This is a genomic window from Extensimonas vulgaris, assembly GCF_003337425.1.
Classification (GTDB): domain Bacteria; phylum Pseudomonadota; class Gammaproteobacteria; order Burkholderiales; family Burkholderiaceae_C; genus Extensimonas; species Extensimonas vulgaris.
Window position 1 is genome coordinate 83413 of record NZ_QPJU01000007.1, and the last position, 16440, is coordinate 99852.

Genomic DNA, 16440 nt, shown 5'->3' on the forward strand with positions numbered 1-16440 from the left:
AACAACTGGACTCACGCAAGCAAGGATGCAGCAAAGCGTGTTGCCATGGGACGCGCGCCTTTCCCGCCCCCGTGTTGCGTAAGTCGAGCCTCTATCGCATCGCCTTGATCGCCCGCGCAGCCTCGGCGACCAAGGCGGGGCCGCGATAGATCAGGCCGGTGTAGATCTGCACCGCGTCGGCGCCCGCGCGGATTTTGCTTTGCGCGTCTTGCGCGCTCAGGATGCCGCCCACGCCGATGATGGGAAAGCGGCTGCCCAGCGCCGCGCGCAGCTGGCGGATCACCTGGTTGCTGGGCTCGAGCAGCGGCGCGCCGCTCAGACCCCCGGCTTCGTCGGCGTGGGGCAGCCCTTGCACCGCGTCGCGGCGGATCGTGGTGTTGGTGGCGATCACGCCGTCCATGCCGTGGCGCTGCAGCGCGGCGGCGATCACGGCGACTTGCGCCTCGTCGAGGTCGGGCGCGATCTTGAGGAAGATGGGCACGCGCCGCGCCTTGCCGCCAGCGTCGCGCTGCTGCTGCGCGAGCACCTCGCGCCGCTCGGCGAGCGCAGACAGCAGCGCGTCGAGCGCGGCGTCGCTTTGCAGCGAGCGCAGGTTTTGGGTGTTCGGCGAGCTGATGTTCACGGTGACGTAGTCGGCGTGCGGGTACACGCCTTCGAGGCCGATGAGATAGTCGCGCGTGGCGTCTTCGATGGGGGTGCTGGCGTTCTTGCCGATGTTGAGCCCGAGCAGCAGCGCGCCGGGCGCGCGGCGCAGGCGCGAGCGCTGCACGTTGTGCACGAAGGCAGCGAGCCCCTCGTTGTTGAAGCCCAGCCGGTTGATCAGCGCCTGCGCCTCGGGCAGGCGGAACATGCGCGGCTTGGGGTTGCCGGGTTGCGGCTTGGGCGTGACGGTGCCGACTTCGACGAAGCCAAAGCCCATGCGCCCCAGCGCGTCGATGCAGCGCGCGTTTTTGTCCAGCCCTGCGGCCAGGCCCACGCGGTTCGGAAAGCGCAGGCCCGCGAGCTCTATCGGGTCTTGCACGGTTTCGCTGCACCAGGCCCATTGCAGCGGCGTGTGCTGGCCGCGCTCGAGCAGCGCGAGCGTGTGTTCGTGGGCGGTTTCGGCGTCCATGCGAAACAGCACGGCGCGGGCGAGGGCGTAGGGGAGCAAAGGCATGAAGCGTAGAAAAGGATAATGCGGGGTTTGCGCGATTTTCCCCTACGAACCCCCTGCAAAAGCACACCATGACCTCAGCGCCGCACCCACCTTTTTCCCTGCCGACCCAGGACGAGCTCAAAGCCCTCGTGGGGCGGGCGGCCTTGCAGTACGTGGAGCCGGACAGCATCGTCGGCGTGGGCACGGGCTCCACGGTGAACAAGTTCATCGACGCGCTCGCCGGCGTCAAAGAGCGCATCCGCGGCGCGGTGTCCAGCTCCGAGGCCAGCACGGCGCGGCTGCGCGCGCTGGGCATCACCGTGTTCGACGCCAACGATGTCGATGCGCTCGCGGTGTATATCGATGGCGCCGACGAGATCGACCCGCGCGGCTACATGATCAAAGGTGGCGGCGCGGCGCTCACGCGCGAAAAAATCGTCGCCTCCATGGCCGCGCGCTTCGTCTGCATTGCCGATGCGTCCAAGCAGGTCGAGGTGCTCGGACGCTTTCCGCTGCCCGTGGAGGTGATTCCCATGGCCGCACGCCAGATCACACGCCGCTTTGCCGCTTTGGGCGGGCAGGCGCGCCTGCGCCTGCAGGGCGGCCAGCCGCTCGTGACCGACAACGGCCAGCACCTGCTCGACGTGCACGGCTTGCACATCGACGCGCCGCTGGCGTTCGAGTCCGAAGTGAACCAATGGCCGGGCGTGGTGACCGTGGGCGTATTTGCGCACCAGAAGGCGACGTTGTGCCTGCTCGGCACGGCGCAAGGCGTGCAGACCTTGAGGTTCGACTGATGGCGGACGCTGAACGCTCGTTGGCGGCTTCGGTGGAGGACGCCAACGCGGCAGTTTCGCGCGTGCGCCCTTTCATGCAGGGATTGTTCGCGAGCCTGTCGATAGGCGCTGGCTACCTGCCCGTGGCGTTCTCGTTCGGGCTTGCGGCGCTGCAGGCGCAGCTTTCGCCGCCCGTGGCTTTGCTCGTGTCGGCGCTCGTGTATGCGGGCGCGAGCCAGTTTGCGCTGGTGGCGCTCGTGGCGGCGGGCGGCTCGCTGCTGTCGGTGGTGGCCACCGTGGCGTTGATGAACGTGCGCCATGTGTTTTACGGGCCGGTGATCTTGGCCCAGCTGCGTGGCGAGGCGCATTCCGCCACGGGCATCCTGGCCGGTGCAGGCCCAACGCGAGGTGCGCAGGGCTTGGGCGTGCCTCTGCCGCTGCTCGCGTTCGGCCTTACCGACGAGGTGTTTGCGCGCGCCGTGGGCGGCTTGTCGGCCGTGCCGCTGGCCGAGCGCCCCTACTGGTTCGCCGGACTCGAACTTGGCGCCTATGCGAGCTGGCTGCTCGGCACGGCGCTGGGCGCGACGCTCGGGCAGCAAATGCTCGCGCAGTCGGTTTTTCTGCGGGAAGTGCTCGCATTCATCCTGCCGGCGCTGTTTTTTGCCTTGCTGCTCGAAATCATGCCCGGTACGCGCCGGCGTGTGCTGTGGGGCGCGGCCCTTGCGACGGCGGCGCTGACCAGCGTGCTGCCTGCGTACCTGGCCATGGTGGGTGGCATGTTGGCGGGTGCCGCTTTGGGTTACAGCAAAACGAACACATGAACTTGCATCTTTCGCACGAAACCCTGGGCGTCGCAAGTGCGGCGATCTGCGGCGTACTGACGTTTTTGCTGCGCTGGCTGCCCATGCGGCACCCTCCGCAGCGCTCGCGCAGCGCGCGCGGGCGTGCCGTGTGGAGCATGCTGGGCGCGCTCGGGCCGGCGGCGATCACGGCCTTGCTCGTCGTGTCGGTGTGGCCAGCGGCCGAGCAGCTGGGAGACGCGCCCACCTGGGCTGCGCTTGGCGCCGGGCTGGGCACGGTGTGGCTGGTGCGGCGCTTTGCGGGCGGCATCGCGTTGCCGACCTTGCTGGCAGCGCTGGTGTATGGTGCCTGCCGGTATTTCTTGACGGCTGCGTAAAAAAGAGGCCGCGGGGCATCTCTATCGTTTCACACCCAAAAAATGAGCAACTCGCGCTTGATCCATCAGCGCCGAGAAGCGTTTTTTATGGGTAAATTTTGCTACTTATAAAGTAGCAATCAAAACCGGATGCCCGCAGGGTTGTCGGTTTTTTTCGCCGGGCGCGACGGCGCCGCCGCTGGGCGTGCATTGGGGATGGACGCGGCAGAGGCCGCAGAAGCCGCGGGCGCGGCAGGTTCGGCCGCCTTGCGGGCCACGAGCGGCGTCGGGGGTGGGCGGCGGTAGTTGGGCGGTAGCTGCGAAGTCTTGGGGTAGCCCGCGGCGTCGAGGTATTGCGTCCACTCGGCTTCGGCGTAGCCCAGCAGATGCTGGCGGCCTATGGTGGCAAAGGGCAGGCTGCTCTGGCCGCTGAGTTTTTGCAGCGCTTCGATGTCTTCGGCGCTGCTCACGGTGTATTCGGTGAACGGGACGCCACGCGCTTGCAGCAACTGGCGCGCGCTGTCGCACGGGGCGCAGTTGCTGCTGCTGTAGAGCGCGACAGGGTAGCGCGCCGCCACCTCGCGCAGCGCGTAGGGCAGGGCGGCGTTGCCGTCGTCCGCGCTGCTGGCGCCGGTCACCTTGGCCGGCTTGGCCTGGGCCTGGGGCTCGGTGGGTGGCCGGTCGGAAAACGTCACCCGCCCATCGGGGCCGACGACGCGGTAGATGGCTTGCGCGTGCGCAGGCACACCTGCGCTTGCGAACAGCAAGGGAATGAGCCAGGCTGCACAAACGCGCGGCAATCTGCGCATGGGGCGCTCCTTGAGAGTCAAGCCGTTAGCACGACGGCCGGCGGCTGTGCCATGCCCTGATGGCGCAGCAGCGCGTCGAGCTGCGGTTCGCGGCCGCGGAAGGCTTTGAACGACTCCATGGCCGGGCGGCTGCCGCCGGCTTCGAGGATGGCCTGGCGGTAGCGGCGCCCGACCTCGCGGCTCGGCAGGCCGTCGCTGCCCACGGTTTCCTCGAACGCGGCGTAGGCGTCGGCGCTCAGCACCTCGGCCCATTTGTAGCTGTAGTAGCCCGCCGCGTAGCCGCCCGCGAAGATGTGGCTGAAGGTGTGCGGCATGCGGCTGAAGGGCGGCGGCGGCATCACCGAGACCTCGCTGCGCACCTGCTCGAGCAGCGGCATGAAGTCCTGCGCGGGGTCGTGCACGGTGTGCAGCAGCATGTCGAACAGCGCGAATTCGATCTGGCGCAGCGTCTGCAGGCCGCTTTGGAAGTTTTTTGCGGCAAGCATCTTGTCGTACAAATCGCGCGGCAGCGGCGCGCCGGTATCGACGTGCGCCGTCATGTCCTGCAGCACGCGCCACTCCCAGCAGAAGTTTTCCATGAACTGGCTCGGCAGCTCGACCGCGTCCCACTCGACGCCCGCGATGCCCGAGACGTCGCGCTCGCTGACCTGCGTGAGCAGGTGGTGCAAGCCGTGGCCGAATTCGTGGAACAAGGTGATGACGTCGTCGTGCGTCAGCAGCGCAGGTTTGCCCGCCACGCCCGCAGCGAAGTTGCACACCAGGTGCGCCACGGGCGTTTGCAGCACGCCGGTGTCGGGGCGGCGCCAGCGCGTGCGCACGTCGTCCATCCAGGCGCCGCCGCGCTTGCCGGGGCGCGCGGGCAGGTCGAGGTAGAACTGGCCGACGAGCGCACCGTCGCGCTCGATACGGTAAAACTCCACGGCCGGGTGCCACACGGGCGCGCTGTCGCGCACGATGCGCACTTCGAACAGGTTTTCGACGATCTTGAACAGCCCCGCGAGCACCTTGGGCGCGGGAAAGTATTGCTTGACTTCCTGCTCGCTGAAGGCGTAGCGCGCCTCCTTGAGCTTTTCGGCGATGTAGGGCCAGTCCCAGGCTTGCGGATCAACGATGCCCAGCGTGCGCGCGGCAAAGTCGCGCATGTCGGCGAGGTCTTTTTCGGCGTAGGGACGCGCGCGCGCGGCGAGGTCGCGCAGGAAGGCGATGACCTGGTCGGGCGACTGCGCCATCTTGGGCACGAGCGAGACGGCGCCGAAGTGCGGGTAGCCGAGCAGCTGCGCTTCTTCGCGGCGCAGCGCGAGGATTTCATGGATCAGCGCGGTGTTGTCGAAGCGCTTGGCCTCGCCCTCGGCCTGGTCGGACGCGCGCGTGGCGTAGGCGCGGTACAGGCGCTCGCGCAGCGCGCGATCGTGCGCGAACTGCATCACAGGCAGGTAGCTGGGCATTTTGAGCGTGAGCTTGTAGCCCGCACGGCCCTCGGCCTCGGCCTCGGCGGCGCTGCGCGCAGCCTGCAATACATCGTCGGGCACGCCGGCGAGCTCCTCGGCGCTCGCGTAGTAGGCGAAGGCGTCGGTCGCGTCGAGCGCGTTTTCGCTGAATTTCTGGCTCAGCTCGGCCTGGCGCTCCTGGATTTGCGCAAAGCGCTCCTTGGCCGCGCCCTGCAGCTCGGCGCCGCTGAGCACGAAACCGCGCAGTGCGTTGTGCAGCGCGCGGCCTTGCTCGGCGTCGAGCGTCTCGGGGTCTATGGCTTTGTATTTGGCGTACAGGCGCTCGTCGGCGCCCAGGCGCGTCCAGAACTCGGTCACGCGCGGCAGTGCGGCGTTGTAGGCGGCGCGCAGCGCGGGCGTGTCGGCCACGCTGTTCAGGTGGCTGATCGCGCCCCAGACCACGCCGAGCCGCTCCGTGGCCACGTCGAGCACGCGCGCGATGGCGTCCCATTGTGCGGGGAAGTCAGGCGCGGTGACGGTCTCGAGCGCCTGGTTCGCGCGCGCGAGCAGCGTATCAATGGCGGGGGCCACGTCTTCGGGCTGGATGCGGTCGAAGGGCGGCAGGTCGGTGAAGTCGAGGAGGGGATTGCTCATGGATGCGCAGGTGGTTGCCGTGGGCGGTCGCTTCAAGGGGGAATTCAGTGCGCGGAGTTTTGTTCCGCCACGCCGGCAGCGCGCTCGGCCGCTTCGAGGGTGTTGACCAGCAGCATGGTGATGGTCATGGGGCCAACGCCGCCGGGCACGGGCGTGATCCAGCCGGCGACTTCGCGCACGCCGGCAAAATCGACGTCGCCGCAGAGCTTGCCCGCTTCGTCGCGGTTCATGCCTACGTCAATCACCACGGCGCCGGGCTTGACCATGTCGGCCGTGAGCACCTTGCGCTTGCCCACGGCGGCGACGATCACGTCGGCCTGCAAGGTGTGCGCCTTGAGGTTTTGCGTGGCGCTGTGGCAGATGGTGACGGTGGCGTCTTGCGCGAGCAGCATCAGCGCCATGGGTTTGCCGACGATGTTGCTGCGGCCGATGACCACCGCGTGCTTGCCGCGCAAGGGGTAGCCAATGCTTTCGAGCATCTTCATGCAGCCGTAGGGCGTGCAGGGCTTGAAGCCGGGCAAGCCGGTCATGAGCGCGCCGGCGCTCGCGATGTGAAAACCATCGACGTCCTTCGCGGGAGAAATCGCCTCGATGACCTTTTGCGCGTCGATGTGCGCGGGCAGCGGCAGCTGCACCAGGATGCCGTGGATGCGCGGGTCGGCGTTGAGCGTCTGCACGCGCGCGAGCAGTTCGGCCTCGCTGAAACCGGCGTCGTACTTTTCGAGCACCGAGTGCAGTCCGCTGTCTGCGCAGGCCTTGACCTTGTTGCGCACATAGACCTGCGAGGCCGGGTTGTCGCCCACGAGGATCACGGCGAGGCCGGGGGTGATGCCGCGCGCCTTGAGCGCCGCGGCGCGCTGCGCAACCTGGGCACGCAGCTGGCGCGAGAGGGCGTTGCCGTCGATGAGTTGGGCTGTCATGGGTGCTGAAAATAAGTATGAAATATGCCATTAGCGCCCGTGTAGAAAGCGCTAGCAGCTATCGATGAAGGAGTAATATGGGCGTCAGAGCTTGGGCGCGTTCTGGCCCAGCGCGATCTTGAGCAGGTCGGCCACCGTGTTCGCGTTGAGCTTTTCCATGATGTTGGCGCGGTGCGCTTCCACGGTCTTGATGCTGATGCCCAGGTCGTCGGCGATCTGCTTGTTCAGGCGCCCCGCGACGATGCGCTCAAGCAGCTGCGCCTCGCGGCTCGTGAGCTTGGCGAGCATGGCTTCGCGGTTCGCGGCCTGCTGGTGCTCGGCGAAGGCTTGTTCGGCGTTTGCGAGCATGCGCTCGACCAGGCTGAGCAGCGCTTTTTCGTCGAAGGGCTTTTGGATGAAGTCGAGCGCACCCTTTTTCATGGTGCTCACGGCCATGGGCACGTCGCCGTGGCCGGTGATGAAGGCAATGGGCAGCGGCGACTTGCGTTCCAGCAGGCGGTCTTGCAACTCGAGCCCGCTCATGCCTTCCATGCGGATGTCCACGAGCAGACAGGCGACTTCGCGCGGGTCGTAGCGCGCGAGAAAGACCTCGGCCGAATCGAAGCCGCGCACCAGGTAGTTGTTGCCCTCGAGCAGCCATTGCAGCGAGTCGCGCACGGCCTCGTCGTCATCGACCACGTAGATGGTGCCTTTTTTCGGGATCAAACTCATGCCACAGTCCTCGTGCTGGGTCCATTTGCTACAGTATTGGATGCAATCTCCGCAGGCTTGGCAACGGGTAACCAGAAAGAAAACCTGCAGCCCACGATCTCGGTGCCATTGTAAATGTTGTCCGCCTGCAGCCGGCCCTGGTGCGCCTCGACGATGCTGCGGCACAAGTTCAGCCCTATGCCCATGCCTTCTTGCTTGGTCGAGTAAAAGGCTTCGAACAGGCGCTCGCGCATCTCGGGCGGCAGGCCCTTGCCGCTGTCTTGCACGGTGAATTCGATCACTTCGCCAGCCTCGTTGCGGCGCGGCAGCACGCGCAGCTCCACGGTGCGCGCCGCGGGCGGGCGTTGCGCCTGCTGGATCGCCTCGGCAGCGTTTTTGAGCAGGTTGATGAGCGCCTGCTCGATCAGGATGGTGTCGGCCAGTACGGGCGGCAGGCGCGCGGCCACGTGGTGCGTGAGGCGCACGTTGTGGCGGCGCAGCTCGATGCCGGCGAGCTCGATGGCCTCTTGCACCATCTTCGAGACGTCTGCCAGCACGCGTTGCGGTTCGCTTTTTTTCACGAAGGCGCGGATGTGGTGGATGATCTGCCCCGCGCGCTGCGCCTGGTGTGCGGTTTTTTGCAAAGCCGTGCGCAGCATGTCCTCGCTGAGCTGGCCGTTGTCGATGCGCGTGAGCATGCCGTTGCAGTAGTTGCTGATGGCGGTGAGCGGCTGGTTGAGCTCATGCGCCAGGCTCGAGGCCATCTCGCCCATGGTCACGAGGCGGCTCACGGACTGCGCACGCTCGGCCTGGCGCGCGGCCTGCTCTTCGGCCTCGCGGCGCTGCGTGATGTCGGTCGCGATCACCATCTGCGCGAGGCGCCCATCGACCCAGCTCAGGTAGCGCGAGCGCACCTCGAGCCATTTGCCGAGTTCGGGCAGGAATATCTCGGCGTGGTCTGGCAGGGCCTCGGTCAGCGCGTCGGCCGGCAAACCCATGAGGCCGTCCTCCTCGTCCATGTCGCCCACGCTCGAATACGCCACGGGCAGCTTGCCGGCCTGCGCGACGAGTTGCAGGTGCCCGTCGGCCTGCGCGCCGAACCACTGGCGGTAGAGCTTGTTGGCGAACAGCAGCTCCTCGCTGCCCAGCGGAGCGACCGAGACGGCGGCGTCCAGCGCTTCGAGCACGATGGTGAAGCGCTCGTGCGCGGCGGCGAGCTGCTCGCGGATGCGCGTGGGCTCGGTGATGTCGGTCATCGAGGTCATCCAGCCGGTCTGCTGACCGTGCGCGTCTATCAGTGGCGAGACGTAGAGCCGCGCGTCGAACAGGGTGCCGTTCTTGCGCTTCACACGCATCTTGTAGCCGCCCGAGGCGTTCTTGCCGCTGAACTGCTCTTTTAATTTTTCACTCAGCAAGTGTCTTTCTTCGTCGGGCCAGTACGGAAACGGCGCTTTGAGGCCCACGAGCTCCTCGGCGCTCCAGCCCGTCATCTGGCAGAACGCGGCGTTCACGTAGGTGATGCGGCCCTCGAGGTCGAGCGCGCGCATGCCGGTGGCGATGGAGTTTTCCATCGCGCGGCGAAAGTTCGTCTCGGCCACGAGCGCCTCTTGCACGCGCAGGCGTCGGCGCGTATGGCGCCAGCTGGCAACGAGCAGCCAGGTCGTCATCAGGCTGAGCGCACCCACGAGCCAGAACAGGCCGCTGCCAACCACGCCCAGCGAAGTGCGGTACGCCTGCGCGCGCAGCACCAGTCCGTAGCCCACCGGGGATACCTGGATCGCGTACTCGCTCGCCTTGGCTTGCTTCCAGGGCAAAAAGTGCACCTGGCTGACGCTGCTCGTCATGGGGCTGCCTGCGAGCACCTGGCGCTTGCCGTCGAGCAAGGTGATGGCGTAGCGCGCGAGCACGCGCGGCGGCATGCCATAGCGCAACAAACTGTCGTTGGAAAACTCACCGAGCACCGCGCCTTGGAACTGCCGCCCGCGCGCGACGGGCACCAGCAACTGCAACAAGGGCGGCGGCTGCCCAGCCGTTGCCAGGGGTTGGGTGAACACCGTTTGCTGCTGCTGCGCCTGGGCCCAGGCAGCGGCGTCGAGCCCGGCCCGCTCGCCAGCCAGGCGCTGCTGGCTGCCGGGCAGCGTGGGGGCAGCGAAGCTCGCACGGATACGGCCCTGCGCGTCTATCCAGGTGAGGGCTTGCAGCTCAGGGTACTGGTTGACGAATTCCTCGGCCCGGTTTTCGAACTCGGCCGGCGCGAGCTCGTGCAGCGCGAGCTGGCGCGCCAGTCGCATCAGCTGCTCCTGGCGTTCGAGCAGGCGCAGGCGCACACGCTGCTGGGCGTATTCCATATCGCGCTGCAGGGTTTCCTGCTCGCGCTCAGACTCTTCGAGCTGTAAATAAGCAAACGCCGCGACGATGGCCGCCAGAAACACAAATACCGCCACCAGCGGCGCCAGCATGGCCAAACGCTCCTGGCGCAGCGGCGTGAGGTTGCGCCACCATGCGCGCCACCACTGCAGCAGCGCGCGGCGCGGGGCGGTGGCGGGCAAAGGTTTCGTGCGCGTAGAAGTCATCACGCTGCGAAGTGTAGAAGGAGAAATGGCCAAAGAGCTGCCCTGTGTTTTTGTGTGCACCCGTGACAAATTATCACATTGCGGTATATGCGTCCATTATTTGAAATTAAACCCGTATTGGCCCATTAGAATGGCTTGCAGAGCCGCCCCCCTGTTTTTTCGCGTCCTCGAAGGAGACATCGCATGACTGAACCCGCCGCTTTTCAGCCCGCATCCACCACCGACCCCGACCCGCAGGAAACGCGCGAGTGGATGGACGCGCTTTCTGCCGTGATCGAACGCGAAGGCCCCGAGCGCGCGCACGCCCTGCTCGAACAATTGCTCGAGCACGCCCGCCAAAACAGCATCGACCTGCCGTTTTCGGCCACCACGGGCTACGTGAACACGATCGAGCCCGCGCAAGAGGCCCGCTGCCCCGGCAACATGGAGATCGAAAAGCGCCTGCGCGGGTACATGCGCTGGAACGCGATGGCCATGGTGGTCAAGGCCAATCGCCTGCATCCCAACGATGGCGGCGAACTCGGCGGACATATCGGCTCTTTTGCCTCGCTCGCGACGCTGCTGGGCACGGGTTTCGACCATTTCTGGCACGCGCCGAGCGCCCAGCACGGCGGTGACTGCATCTACATCCAAGGCCACAGCTCGCCCGGCATCTACGCGCGCGCCTACCTCGAGGGCCGCATCAGCGAGGAGCAGCTGCTCAACTTCCGCCAGGAAGTCGGCGGCAGGGGCTTGTCGAGCTATCCGCACCCCAAGCTCATGCCCGAGTTCTGGCAGTTTCCCACCGTGTCCATGGGTCTGGGCCCGATCATGGCGATCTACCAGGCGCGTTTTCTCAAATACCTGCACGCGCGCGGCATTGCCGACACGTCCGGGCGCAAGGTCTGGGTGTTCTGCGGCGACGGCGAGATGGACGAGCCCGAGTCGCTGGGCGCGATCGGTCTCGCGGCGCGCGAGAAACTCGACAACCTGATTTTCGTCATCAACTGCAACCTGCAGCGCCTCGACGGGCCCGTGCGCGGCAACGGCAAGATCATCCAGGAGCTCGAGGGCGAATTCCGCGGCTCGGGCTGGAACGTCATCAAGCTGCTGTGGGGCCGCGATTGGGACGACCTGCTCGCGCGCGACAAGGACGGCGCGCTGCGCAAGATCATGATGGAGTGCAACGATGGCGACTACCAGGCTTTCAAAGCCTTCGATGGGGCCTACGTGCGCAAGCACTTTTTTGGCCGCGACCCGCGCACGCTGGCGCTGGTCGAGCACATGAGCGACGACGAAATCTGGAACCTGCGCCGCGGCGGGCACGACCCGCAAAAGGTCTATGCCGCGTACCACGCCGCCTACCACCACGAGGGCCAGCCCACGGTGATACTCGCCAAGACCATCAAGGGCTACGGCATGGGCAAGATCGGCGAGGGCAAGAACACCGTGCACCAGACCAAAAAGCTCAGCGACGAGGAGGTGCGCGCGTTTCGCGACCGCTTCGACATTCCCATCCCCGACAGCCAGATCCCGGAGCTGCCTTTTTACAAGCCCGCCGAGGGCACGCCCGAGATGAAGTACCTGCAGGCGCGCCGCGAGGCGCTGGGCGGCTACCTGCCCCAGCGGCGCACACGCGCCGACGAGCAGTTCACCGTGCCCGCGCTCGAAACCTTCAAGGCCATCCTCGAGCCCACGGCCGAGGGGCGTGAGATTTCGACCACGCAGGCGTACGTGCGCTTTCTCACGCAGCTCTTGCGCGACCAGGCGCTGGGGCCGCGCGTGGTGCCCATCCTCGTCGATGAGGCGCGCACCTTCGGCATGGAAGGGCTGTTCCGCCAGATCGGCATCTACAACCCCGCGGGCCAGCAATACACGCCGGTGGACAAAGACCAAGTGATGTATTACCGCGAGGACGCCAAGGGCCAGATCCTGCAAGAGGGCATCAACGAGGCCGGCGGCATGAGCAGCTGGATCGCCGCGGCCACGAGCTACAGCACGAACAACCGGATCATGATCCCGTTTTACGTGTTCTATTCGATGTTCGGCTTCCAGCGCGTGGGCGACCTGGCCTGGGCTGCGGGCGACATACAGGCGCGCGGCTTCCTGCTGGGCGGCACTTCGGGGCGCACCACGCTCAACGGCGAGGGCCTGCAGCACCAGGACGGCCACAGCCACATCCTCGCGGGCAACATCCCCAACTGCGTGAGCTACGACCCGAGCTTTGCGCACGAGGTCGCGGTGATCATGCAGCACGGCTTGAAGCGCATGGTCGAGCGCCAGGAGAACGTGTTTTACTACCTCACCCTGCTGAACGAAAACTACGCCATGCCCGGCCTCACGCCCGGCACCGAGGAGCAGATCATCCAGGGCATGTACCTGTTCAAGCCCGCCGCAACAGCCGACGCGCAGGCGCCGCGCGTGCAGTTGCTGGGCTCGGGCTCGATCCTGCGCGAGAGCCTCGCGGCGCAAGAGCTGCTCGCGCAGGACTGGGGCGTGGCCGCCGACGTCTGGAGCTGCCCGAGCTTCAACGAGCTCGCGCGCGAAGGCCGCGACGCCGAGCGCTGGAACCTGCTGCACCCCACCGAGGCGCCGCGCGTGCCCTTCGTGACGCGCCAGCTCGCAGGCCACGCCGGCCCCGTCGTGGCCTCGACCGACTACGTCAAGGCCTACGCCGAGCAGATCCGCCCCTTCATCCCCGCGGGGCGCAGCTACCACGTGCTGGGCACGGATGGCTTTGGCCGCAGCGACTTCCGCTTTCGCCTGCGCGAACACTTCGAGATCGACCGCCACTACATCACGCTCGCCGCCCTCACGGGCCTGGCCGAGCAAGGCCAGCTGGCGCGCGAGCGCCTGGCGCAGGCGATCGCCCAATACGGCATACGCACCGAAAAACCCAACCCGCTCTACGCCTGAGGCGGGCGCCTGGCATTGCAGGAATCGCTGGAGAACAACATGGCCATCCAAGAAATCAAGGTGCCCGACATCGGTAACTTCGATGAAGTCACGGTGATCGAAATCCTCGTCAAGCCGGGCGACACGGTGCAAAAAGAGCAATCGCTGGTCACCGTGGAGTCCGACAAAGCCTCGATGGAAATCCCCTCGAGCCACGCAGGCGTGGTGCAGGAGCTGCGCGTGAAGCTCGGCGACAAGGTGCACGAAGGCTCGGTGCTGCTCACGCTCGATGTGGCCAAGGCACAACAAGCATCGGCGCAAAATTCTGAGCCAAATCAGCCACCAGCCCAGGTACAGCAAGCGCAAGCAGCTCCCAAAGCAGAAGCAATCGAGCAGGCGGCTCCCGCGGTGGCTGCGTCCATGGCGCCGCCCGCACCGACGCCCGCATCTGCGGCACCGGCCGCCGTTGCGCCCGCCGCCGCCAGCCTGCAAACTCCGCACCAGCCCGACCGCAGCGCGCAGCTCGTGCACCTGCCGCACGCCTCGCCTGCGGTGCGCAGGTTCGCGCGCGAGCTCGGCGTGCCGCTCGAAGAAGTGCAGGGCACGGGGCCCAAAGGGCGCATCACGATCGCCGACGTGCAGGCCTTCACGCAGGCCGTGATGCGCGGCACGCTGCAAACGCGCGCTGCCGCGGCCCAGCGCGCAACGGCCGCAGGTGCCGGCGCCGGCGCACCGGGCGGCGCGGGCCTGAACCTGCTGCCTTGGCCGCAGGTCGATTTCGCCAAGTTCGGGCCCATCGAACGCAAGGACTTGTCGCGCATCCAGAAAATCAGCGGCGCCAATCTGCACCGCAACTGGGTGATGATCCCGCATGTCACCAACCACGACGACGCCGACGTCACCGACCTCGAAGCCTTGCGCCAGCAGCTCAACGAGGAGCAGGCCAAGGCCGGCATCAAGGTCACGCTGCTCGCGTTCATGATCAAGGCCGCCGTCGCGGCGCTGCGCAAATTTCCGCAGTTCAACGCCTCGCTCGACGGCGAGCAGCTCGTGCTCAAAAAATACTTCCACATCGGCTTTGCCGCCGACACGCCCAATGGCCTCGTCGTGCCCGTGGTGCGCGACGCCGACCAAAAAGGCATCCTCGAGATCGCGCAGGAAACCGCAGCGCTGAGCCAAAAGGCGCGCGAGGGCAAGCTCACGCCGGCCGACATGACGGGCGGCTGCTTTTCGATCTCGTCGCTCGGCGGCATCGGCGGGCGCTACTTCACGCCCATCATCAACGCGCCCGAGGTGGCCATCCTGGGCGTGTGCAAGAGCCACACCGAGCCGCAGTGGGACGGCCAGCAATTCGTGCCGCGCCTGATGCTGCCGCTGTCGCTGTCGTGGGATCACCGCGTGATCGACGGCGCCGCGGCGGCGCGTTTTCTCGTCTATTTCACCGGCCTGCTCGCGGACTTCCGCCGCGTGAGCTTGTAAGCAATCCTGGAGAAGCAAACCATGGCCCTCATGGACATCAAGGTGCCCGACATCGGCGACTTCCCTGAAGTCACCGTGATCGAAGTGCTGGTCAAGCCCGGCGACAGCATCCGCGCAGAGCAAAGCCTGGTCACGGTGGAATCCGACAAGGCGTCGATGGAAATCCCCTCCAGCCACGCCGGCGTGGTCAAGGAGCTGCACGTCAAGCTCGGCGACAAGGTGCACCAAGGCAGCGTGCTGCTCACGCTCGAAACGGCGGACGCCGCTGCTGCACCTGCTGCTCCTTCTGCACCTGCTGCGGCAAACCCTGCCGCTCCTGATTCGGAAGCTGCTGGCGCTGTCGATTCAAGCACTTCAAGCAAAAATATCTCTGAAAATGAGGCCCTTCAAGCGCAAGCAGCTCCTGCAAGCGTAGCGCCTGTGAGCGCCACAGCAGAGGCCCCGGCCGACCTCGAATGCGACCTGCTCGTGCTCGGCGGCGGGCCGGGCGGCTACAGCGCAGCCTTTCGCGCGGCCGACCTGGGGCTGCGCGTGGTGCTCGTCGAGCGCTACGCCGAGCTCGGCGGCGTGTGCCTCAACGTGGGCTGCATTCCCTCGAAAGCCTTGCTGCACGTGGCCGCGGTGATCGACGAGGCGCGCCACCTGGCGGGCGCCGGCGTGTCTTTCGGCGCGCCGCAGATCGACCTTGAGCAACTGCGTGCGCACAAGGCCAAGGTCGTGGGCCGGCTCACGGGCGGCCTCGCCGCGATGGCCAAGATGCGCAAGGTGCAAGTCGTGCGCGGCTATGGCAGCTTTGCGAGCGCGCACCGCGTCGTGGTCGAAGAAACCGGCGGCCCCGCGCAAGAAAAAACCGGCAAGCGCAGCACCATCGCCTTCCAGCGCGCGATCATCGCCGCGGGCAGCCAGGCCGTGCGCCTGCCGTTTCTGCCCGACGACGCGCGCATCATCGACAGCACGGGCGCGCTCGCGCTGCCGTCCATCCCGCAGCGCATGCTGATCGTCGGCGGCGGCATCATCGGGCTGGAGATGGCCACCGTGTATTCGACGCTGGGCGCGCGCATCGACGTGGTCGAGATGACCGGCGAGCTCATGCCCGGCGCCGACCGCGACCTCGTCAAGGTCTGGCAAAAAATCAACGCCGGGCGCTTCGACCGCATCCTGCTGAACACCCGCGTCACCGGCGCACGCGCCACGCCCGAGGGCGTACAGGTGCAGTTCGCCCCGGTGCAGGAAGGTGCTACGGCCGATGCGGCAGCGCCCGAGCCGCAAACCTACGACCTCGTGCTGCAAGCCGTGGGCCGCAGCCCCAACGGGCGCAAGATCGGCGCCGAAGCGGCCGACGTGCACGTCGATGCGCGCGGCTTCATCCCGGTCGATATGCAGATGCGCAGCAACGTGCCGCACATCTTTGCGATCGGCGACATCGTCGGCCAGCCCATGCTCGCGCACAAGGCCGTGCACGAAGGCCATGTCGCGGCTGAAGTGATCGCGGGCGAGCTGCAGGGCAAGGCCGAGCTCGCGCGCGCCGCGTTCGAGGCGCGCGTGATCCCCAGCGTGGCCTACACCGACCCCGAAATCGCCTGGGTCGGCCTGACCGAAGCGCAGGCCAAGGCGCAGGGCATCGCCGTGCGCAAGGGGCTGTTCCCCTGGAGCGCCTCGGGCCGCGCCATCGCGAACGGCCGCGACGAAGGCTTCACCAAGCTGTTGTTCGACGCCAGCGCCGATGCCAGCGCCCCCGGCCACGGCCGCATCCTCGGCGGCGGCATCGTCGGCCCGCATGCGGGCGACCTGATCGGCGAAGTGGCGCTCGCGATCGAAATGGGCGCCGACGCGCTCGACATAGGCCAGACCGTGCACCCGCACCCCACGCTGGGCGAAAGCATAGGCCTGGCCGCCGAAGCCGCGCTGGGCCATTGCACCGACCTGCCGCCCTTGCGGCGCTGACAA

The 16440-nt window shown here is 66.9% G+C and carries 12 protein-coding genes; 6 read left to right on the forward strand and 6 right to left on the reverse strand.

All coding sequences use genetic code 11. From position 1 onward, the window contains the following. Positions 1–91: 91 nt before the first annotated feature. On the reverse strand, positions 92–1156 hold the full coding sequence (locus DFR45_RS10640) for a quinone-dependent dihydroorotate dehydrogenase (RefSeq protein WP_114483723.1): 1065 nt from the start codon (positions 1154–1156) through the stop codon (positions 92–94). 68 nt (positions 1157–1224) lie between these two features. On the opposite strand from DFR45_RS10640, the gene rpiA reads away from it, so the two are divergent. Genes rpiA through DFR45_RS10655 form a run of 3 tightly spaced genes read left to right on the forward strand, consistent with a single transcriptional unit; the run spans position 1225 to position 3088 of the window. Next, the gene (gene rpiA, locus DFR45_RS10645; protein WP_114483724.1) at positions 1225–1932 is read left to right on the forward strand and encodes a ribose-5-phosphate isomerase RpiA; all 708 of its coding nucleotides are present in this window, start codon (positions 1225–1227) and stop codon (positions 1930–1932) included. Continuing rightward, positions 1932–2732, forward strand: a complete 801-nt coding sequence (locus tag DFR45_RS10650) for an AzlC family ABC transporter permease (RefSeq protein WP_241659416.1) — start codon at positions 1932–1934, stop codon at positions 2730–2732. The genes rpiA and DFR45_RS10650 overlap by 1 nt, the downstream gene beginning before the upstream one ends. Continuing rightward, entirely contained in the window at positions 2729–3088 is a 360-nt protein-coding gene (locus DFR45_RS10655; protein WP_114483725.1) for an AzlD domain-containing protein, read from the forward strand. The genes DFR45_RS10650 and DFR45_RS10655 overlap by 4 nt, the downstream gene beginning before the upstream one ends. Before the next feature lie 119 nt (positions 3089–3207). Here the strand turns inward: DFR45_RS10655 and DFR45_RS10660 are convergent, their stop codons facing one another. From DFR45_RS10660 to DFR45_RS10680, 5 genes are all read right to left on the reverse strand, one after another. Then, positions 3208–3876: a glutaredoxin domain-containing protein gene (locus DFR45_RS10660; RefSeq protein WP_114483726.1), complete on the reverse strand. Its 669-nt coding sequence runs from the start codon at positions 3874–3876 to the stop codon at positions 3208–3210. A gap of 17 nt (positions 3877–3893) precedes the next feature. Then, a complete protein-coding gene (locus DFR45_RS10665; protein ID WP_114483727.1) occupies positions 3894–5957 on the reverse strand; it encodes a M3 family metallopeptidase in 2064 nt (687 codons plus the stop codon). A 44-nt stretch (positions 5958–6001) separates the two neighbouring features. Beyond that, positions 6002–6877 carry a bifunctional methylenetetrahydrofolate dehydrogenase/methenyltetrahydrofolate cyclohydrolase FolD gene (gene folD, locus DFR45_RS10670; protein WP_114483728.1) on the reverse strand — a complete coding sequence of 292 codons (876 nt, stop codon included), beginning with the start codon at positions 6875–6877 and terminating at the stop codon, positions 6002–6004. An 84-nt stretch (positions 6878–6961) separates the two neighbouring features. After that, positions 6962–7588, reverse strand: coding sequence for a response regulator transcription factor (locus DFR45_RS10675; RefSeq protein ID WP_114483729.1), 627 nt, complete (start codon positions 7586–7588; stop codon positions 6962–6964). Continuing rightward, positions 7585–10140, reverse strand: a complete 2556-nt coding sequence (locus tag DFR45_RS10680) for a PAS domain S-box protein (protein WP_114483730.1) — start codon at positions 10138–10140, stop codon at positions 7585–7587. The genes DFR45_RS10675 and DFR45_RS10680 overlap by 4 nt, the downstream gene beginning before the upstream one ends. Before the next feature lie 183 nt (positions 10141–10323). Between DFR45_RS10680 and aceE the strand changes: the two genes are divergently transcribed. From aceE to lpdA, 3 genes are read left to right on the forward strand one after another with little or no spacing between them, the layout of a single operon-like run. Continuing rightward, a complete protein-coding gene (aceE, locus tag DFR45_RS10685; RefSeq protein ID WP_114483731.1) occupies positions 10324–13035 on the forward strand; it encodes a pyruvate dehydrogenase (acetyl-transferring), homodimeric type in 2712 nt (903 codons plus the stop codon). A gap of 39 nt (positions 13036–13074) precedes the next feature. Next, a complete protein-coding gene (locus DFR45_RS10690) occupies positions 13075–14493 on the forward strand; it encodes a dihydrolipoyllysine-residue acetyltransferase (protein WP_114483784.1) in 1419 nt (472 codons plus the stop codon). Between the two features lie 21 nt (positions 14494–14514). Then, positions 14515–16437: a dihydrolipoyl dehydrogenase gene (gene lpdA / locus DFR45_RS10695; protein ID WP_114483732.1), complete on the forward strand. Its 1923-nt coding sequence runs from the start codon at positions 14515–14517 to the stop codon at positions 16435–16437. The last annotated feature ends 3 nt before the right edge of the window (positions 16438–16440 follow it).

Bases quoted from the DNA above. Each gene is read 5' to 3' on its own strand.
- DFR45_RS10665 (WP_114483727.1), bottom strand. From the start codon at position 5,957: ATGAGCAATCCCCTCCTCGACTTCACCGACCTGCCGCCCTTCGACCGC.
- DFR45_RS10680 (WP_114483730.1), bottom strand. From the start codon at position 10,140: ATGACTTCTACGCGCACGAAACCTTTGCCCGCCACCGCCCCGCGCCGC.
- DFR45_RS10650 (WP_241659416.1), top strand. From the start codon at position 1,932: ATGGCGGACGCTGAACGCTCGTTGGCGGCTTCGGTGGAGGACGCCAAC.
- DFR45_RS10655 (WP_114483725.1), top strand. From the start codon at position 2,729: ATGAACTTGCATCTTTCGCACGAAACCCTGGGCGTCGCAAGTGCGGCG.
- DFR45_RS10640 (WP_114483723.1), bottom strand. From the start codon at position 1,156: ATGCCTTTGCTCCCCTACGCCCTCGCCCGCGCCGTGCTGTTTCGCATG.
- DFR45_RS10690 (WP_114483784.1), top strand. From the start codon at position 13,075: ATGGCCATCCAAGAAATCAAGGTGCCCGACATCGGTAACTTCGATGAA.
- folD (WP_114483728.1), bottom strand. From the start codon at position 6,877: ATGACAGCCCAACTCATCGACGGCAACGCCCTCTCGCGCCAGCTGCGT.
- lpdA (WP_114483732.1), top strand. From the start codon at position 14,515: ATGGCCCTCATGGACATCAAGGTGCCCGACATCGGCGACTTCCCTGAA.
- aceE (WP_114483731.1), top strand. From the start codon at position 10,324: ATGACTGAACCCGCCGCTTTTCAGCCCGCATCCACCACCGACCCCGAC.
- rpiA (WP_114483724.1), top strand. From the start codon at position 1,225: ATGACCTCAGCGCCGCACCCACCTTTTTCCCTGCCGACCCAGGACGAG.
- DFR45_RS10660 (WP_114483726.1), bottom strand. From the start codon at position 3,876: ATGCGCAGATTGCCGCGCGTTTGTGCAGCCTGGCTCATTCCCTTGCTG.
- DFR45_RS10675 (WP_114483729.1), bottom strand. From the start codon at position 7,588: ATGAGTTTGATCCCGAAAAAAGGCACCATCTACGTGGTCGATGACGAC.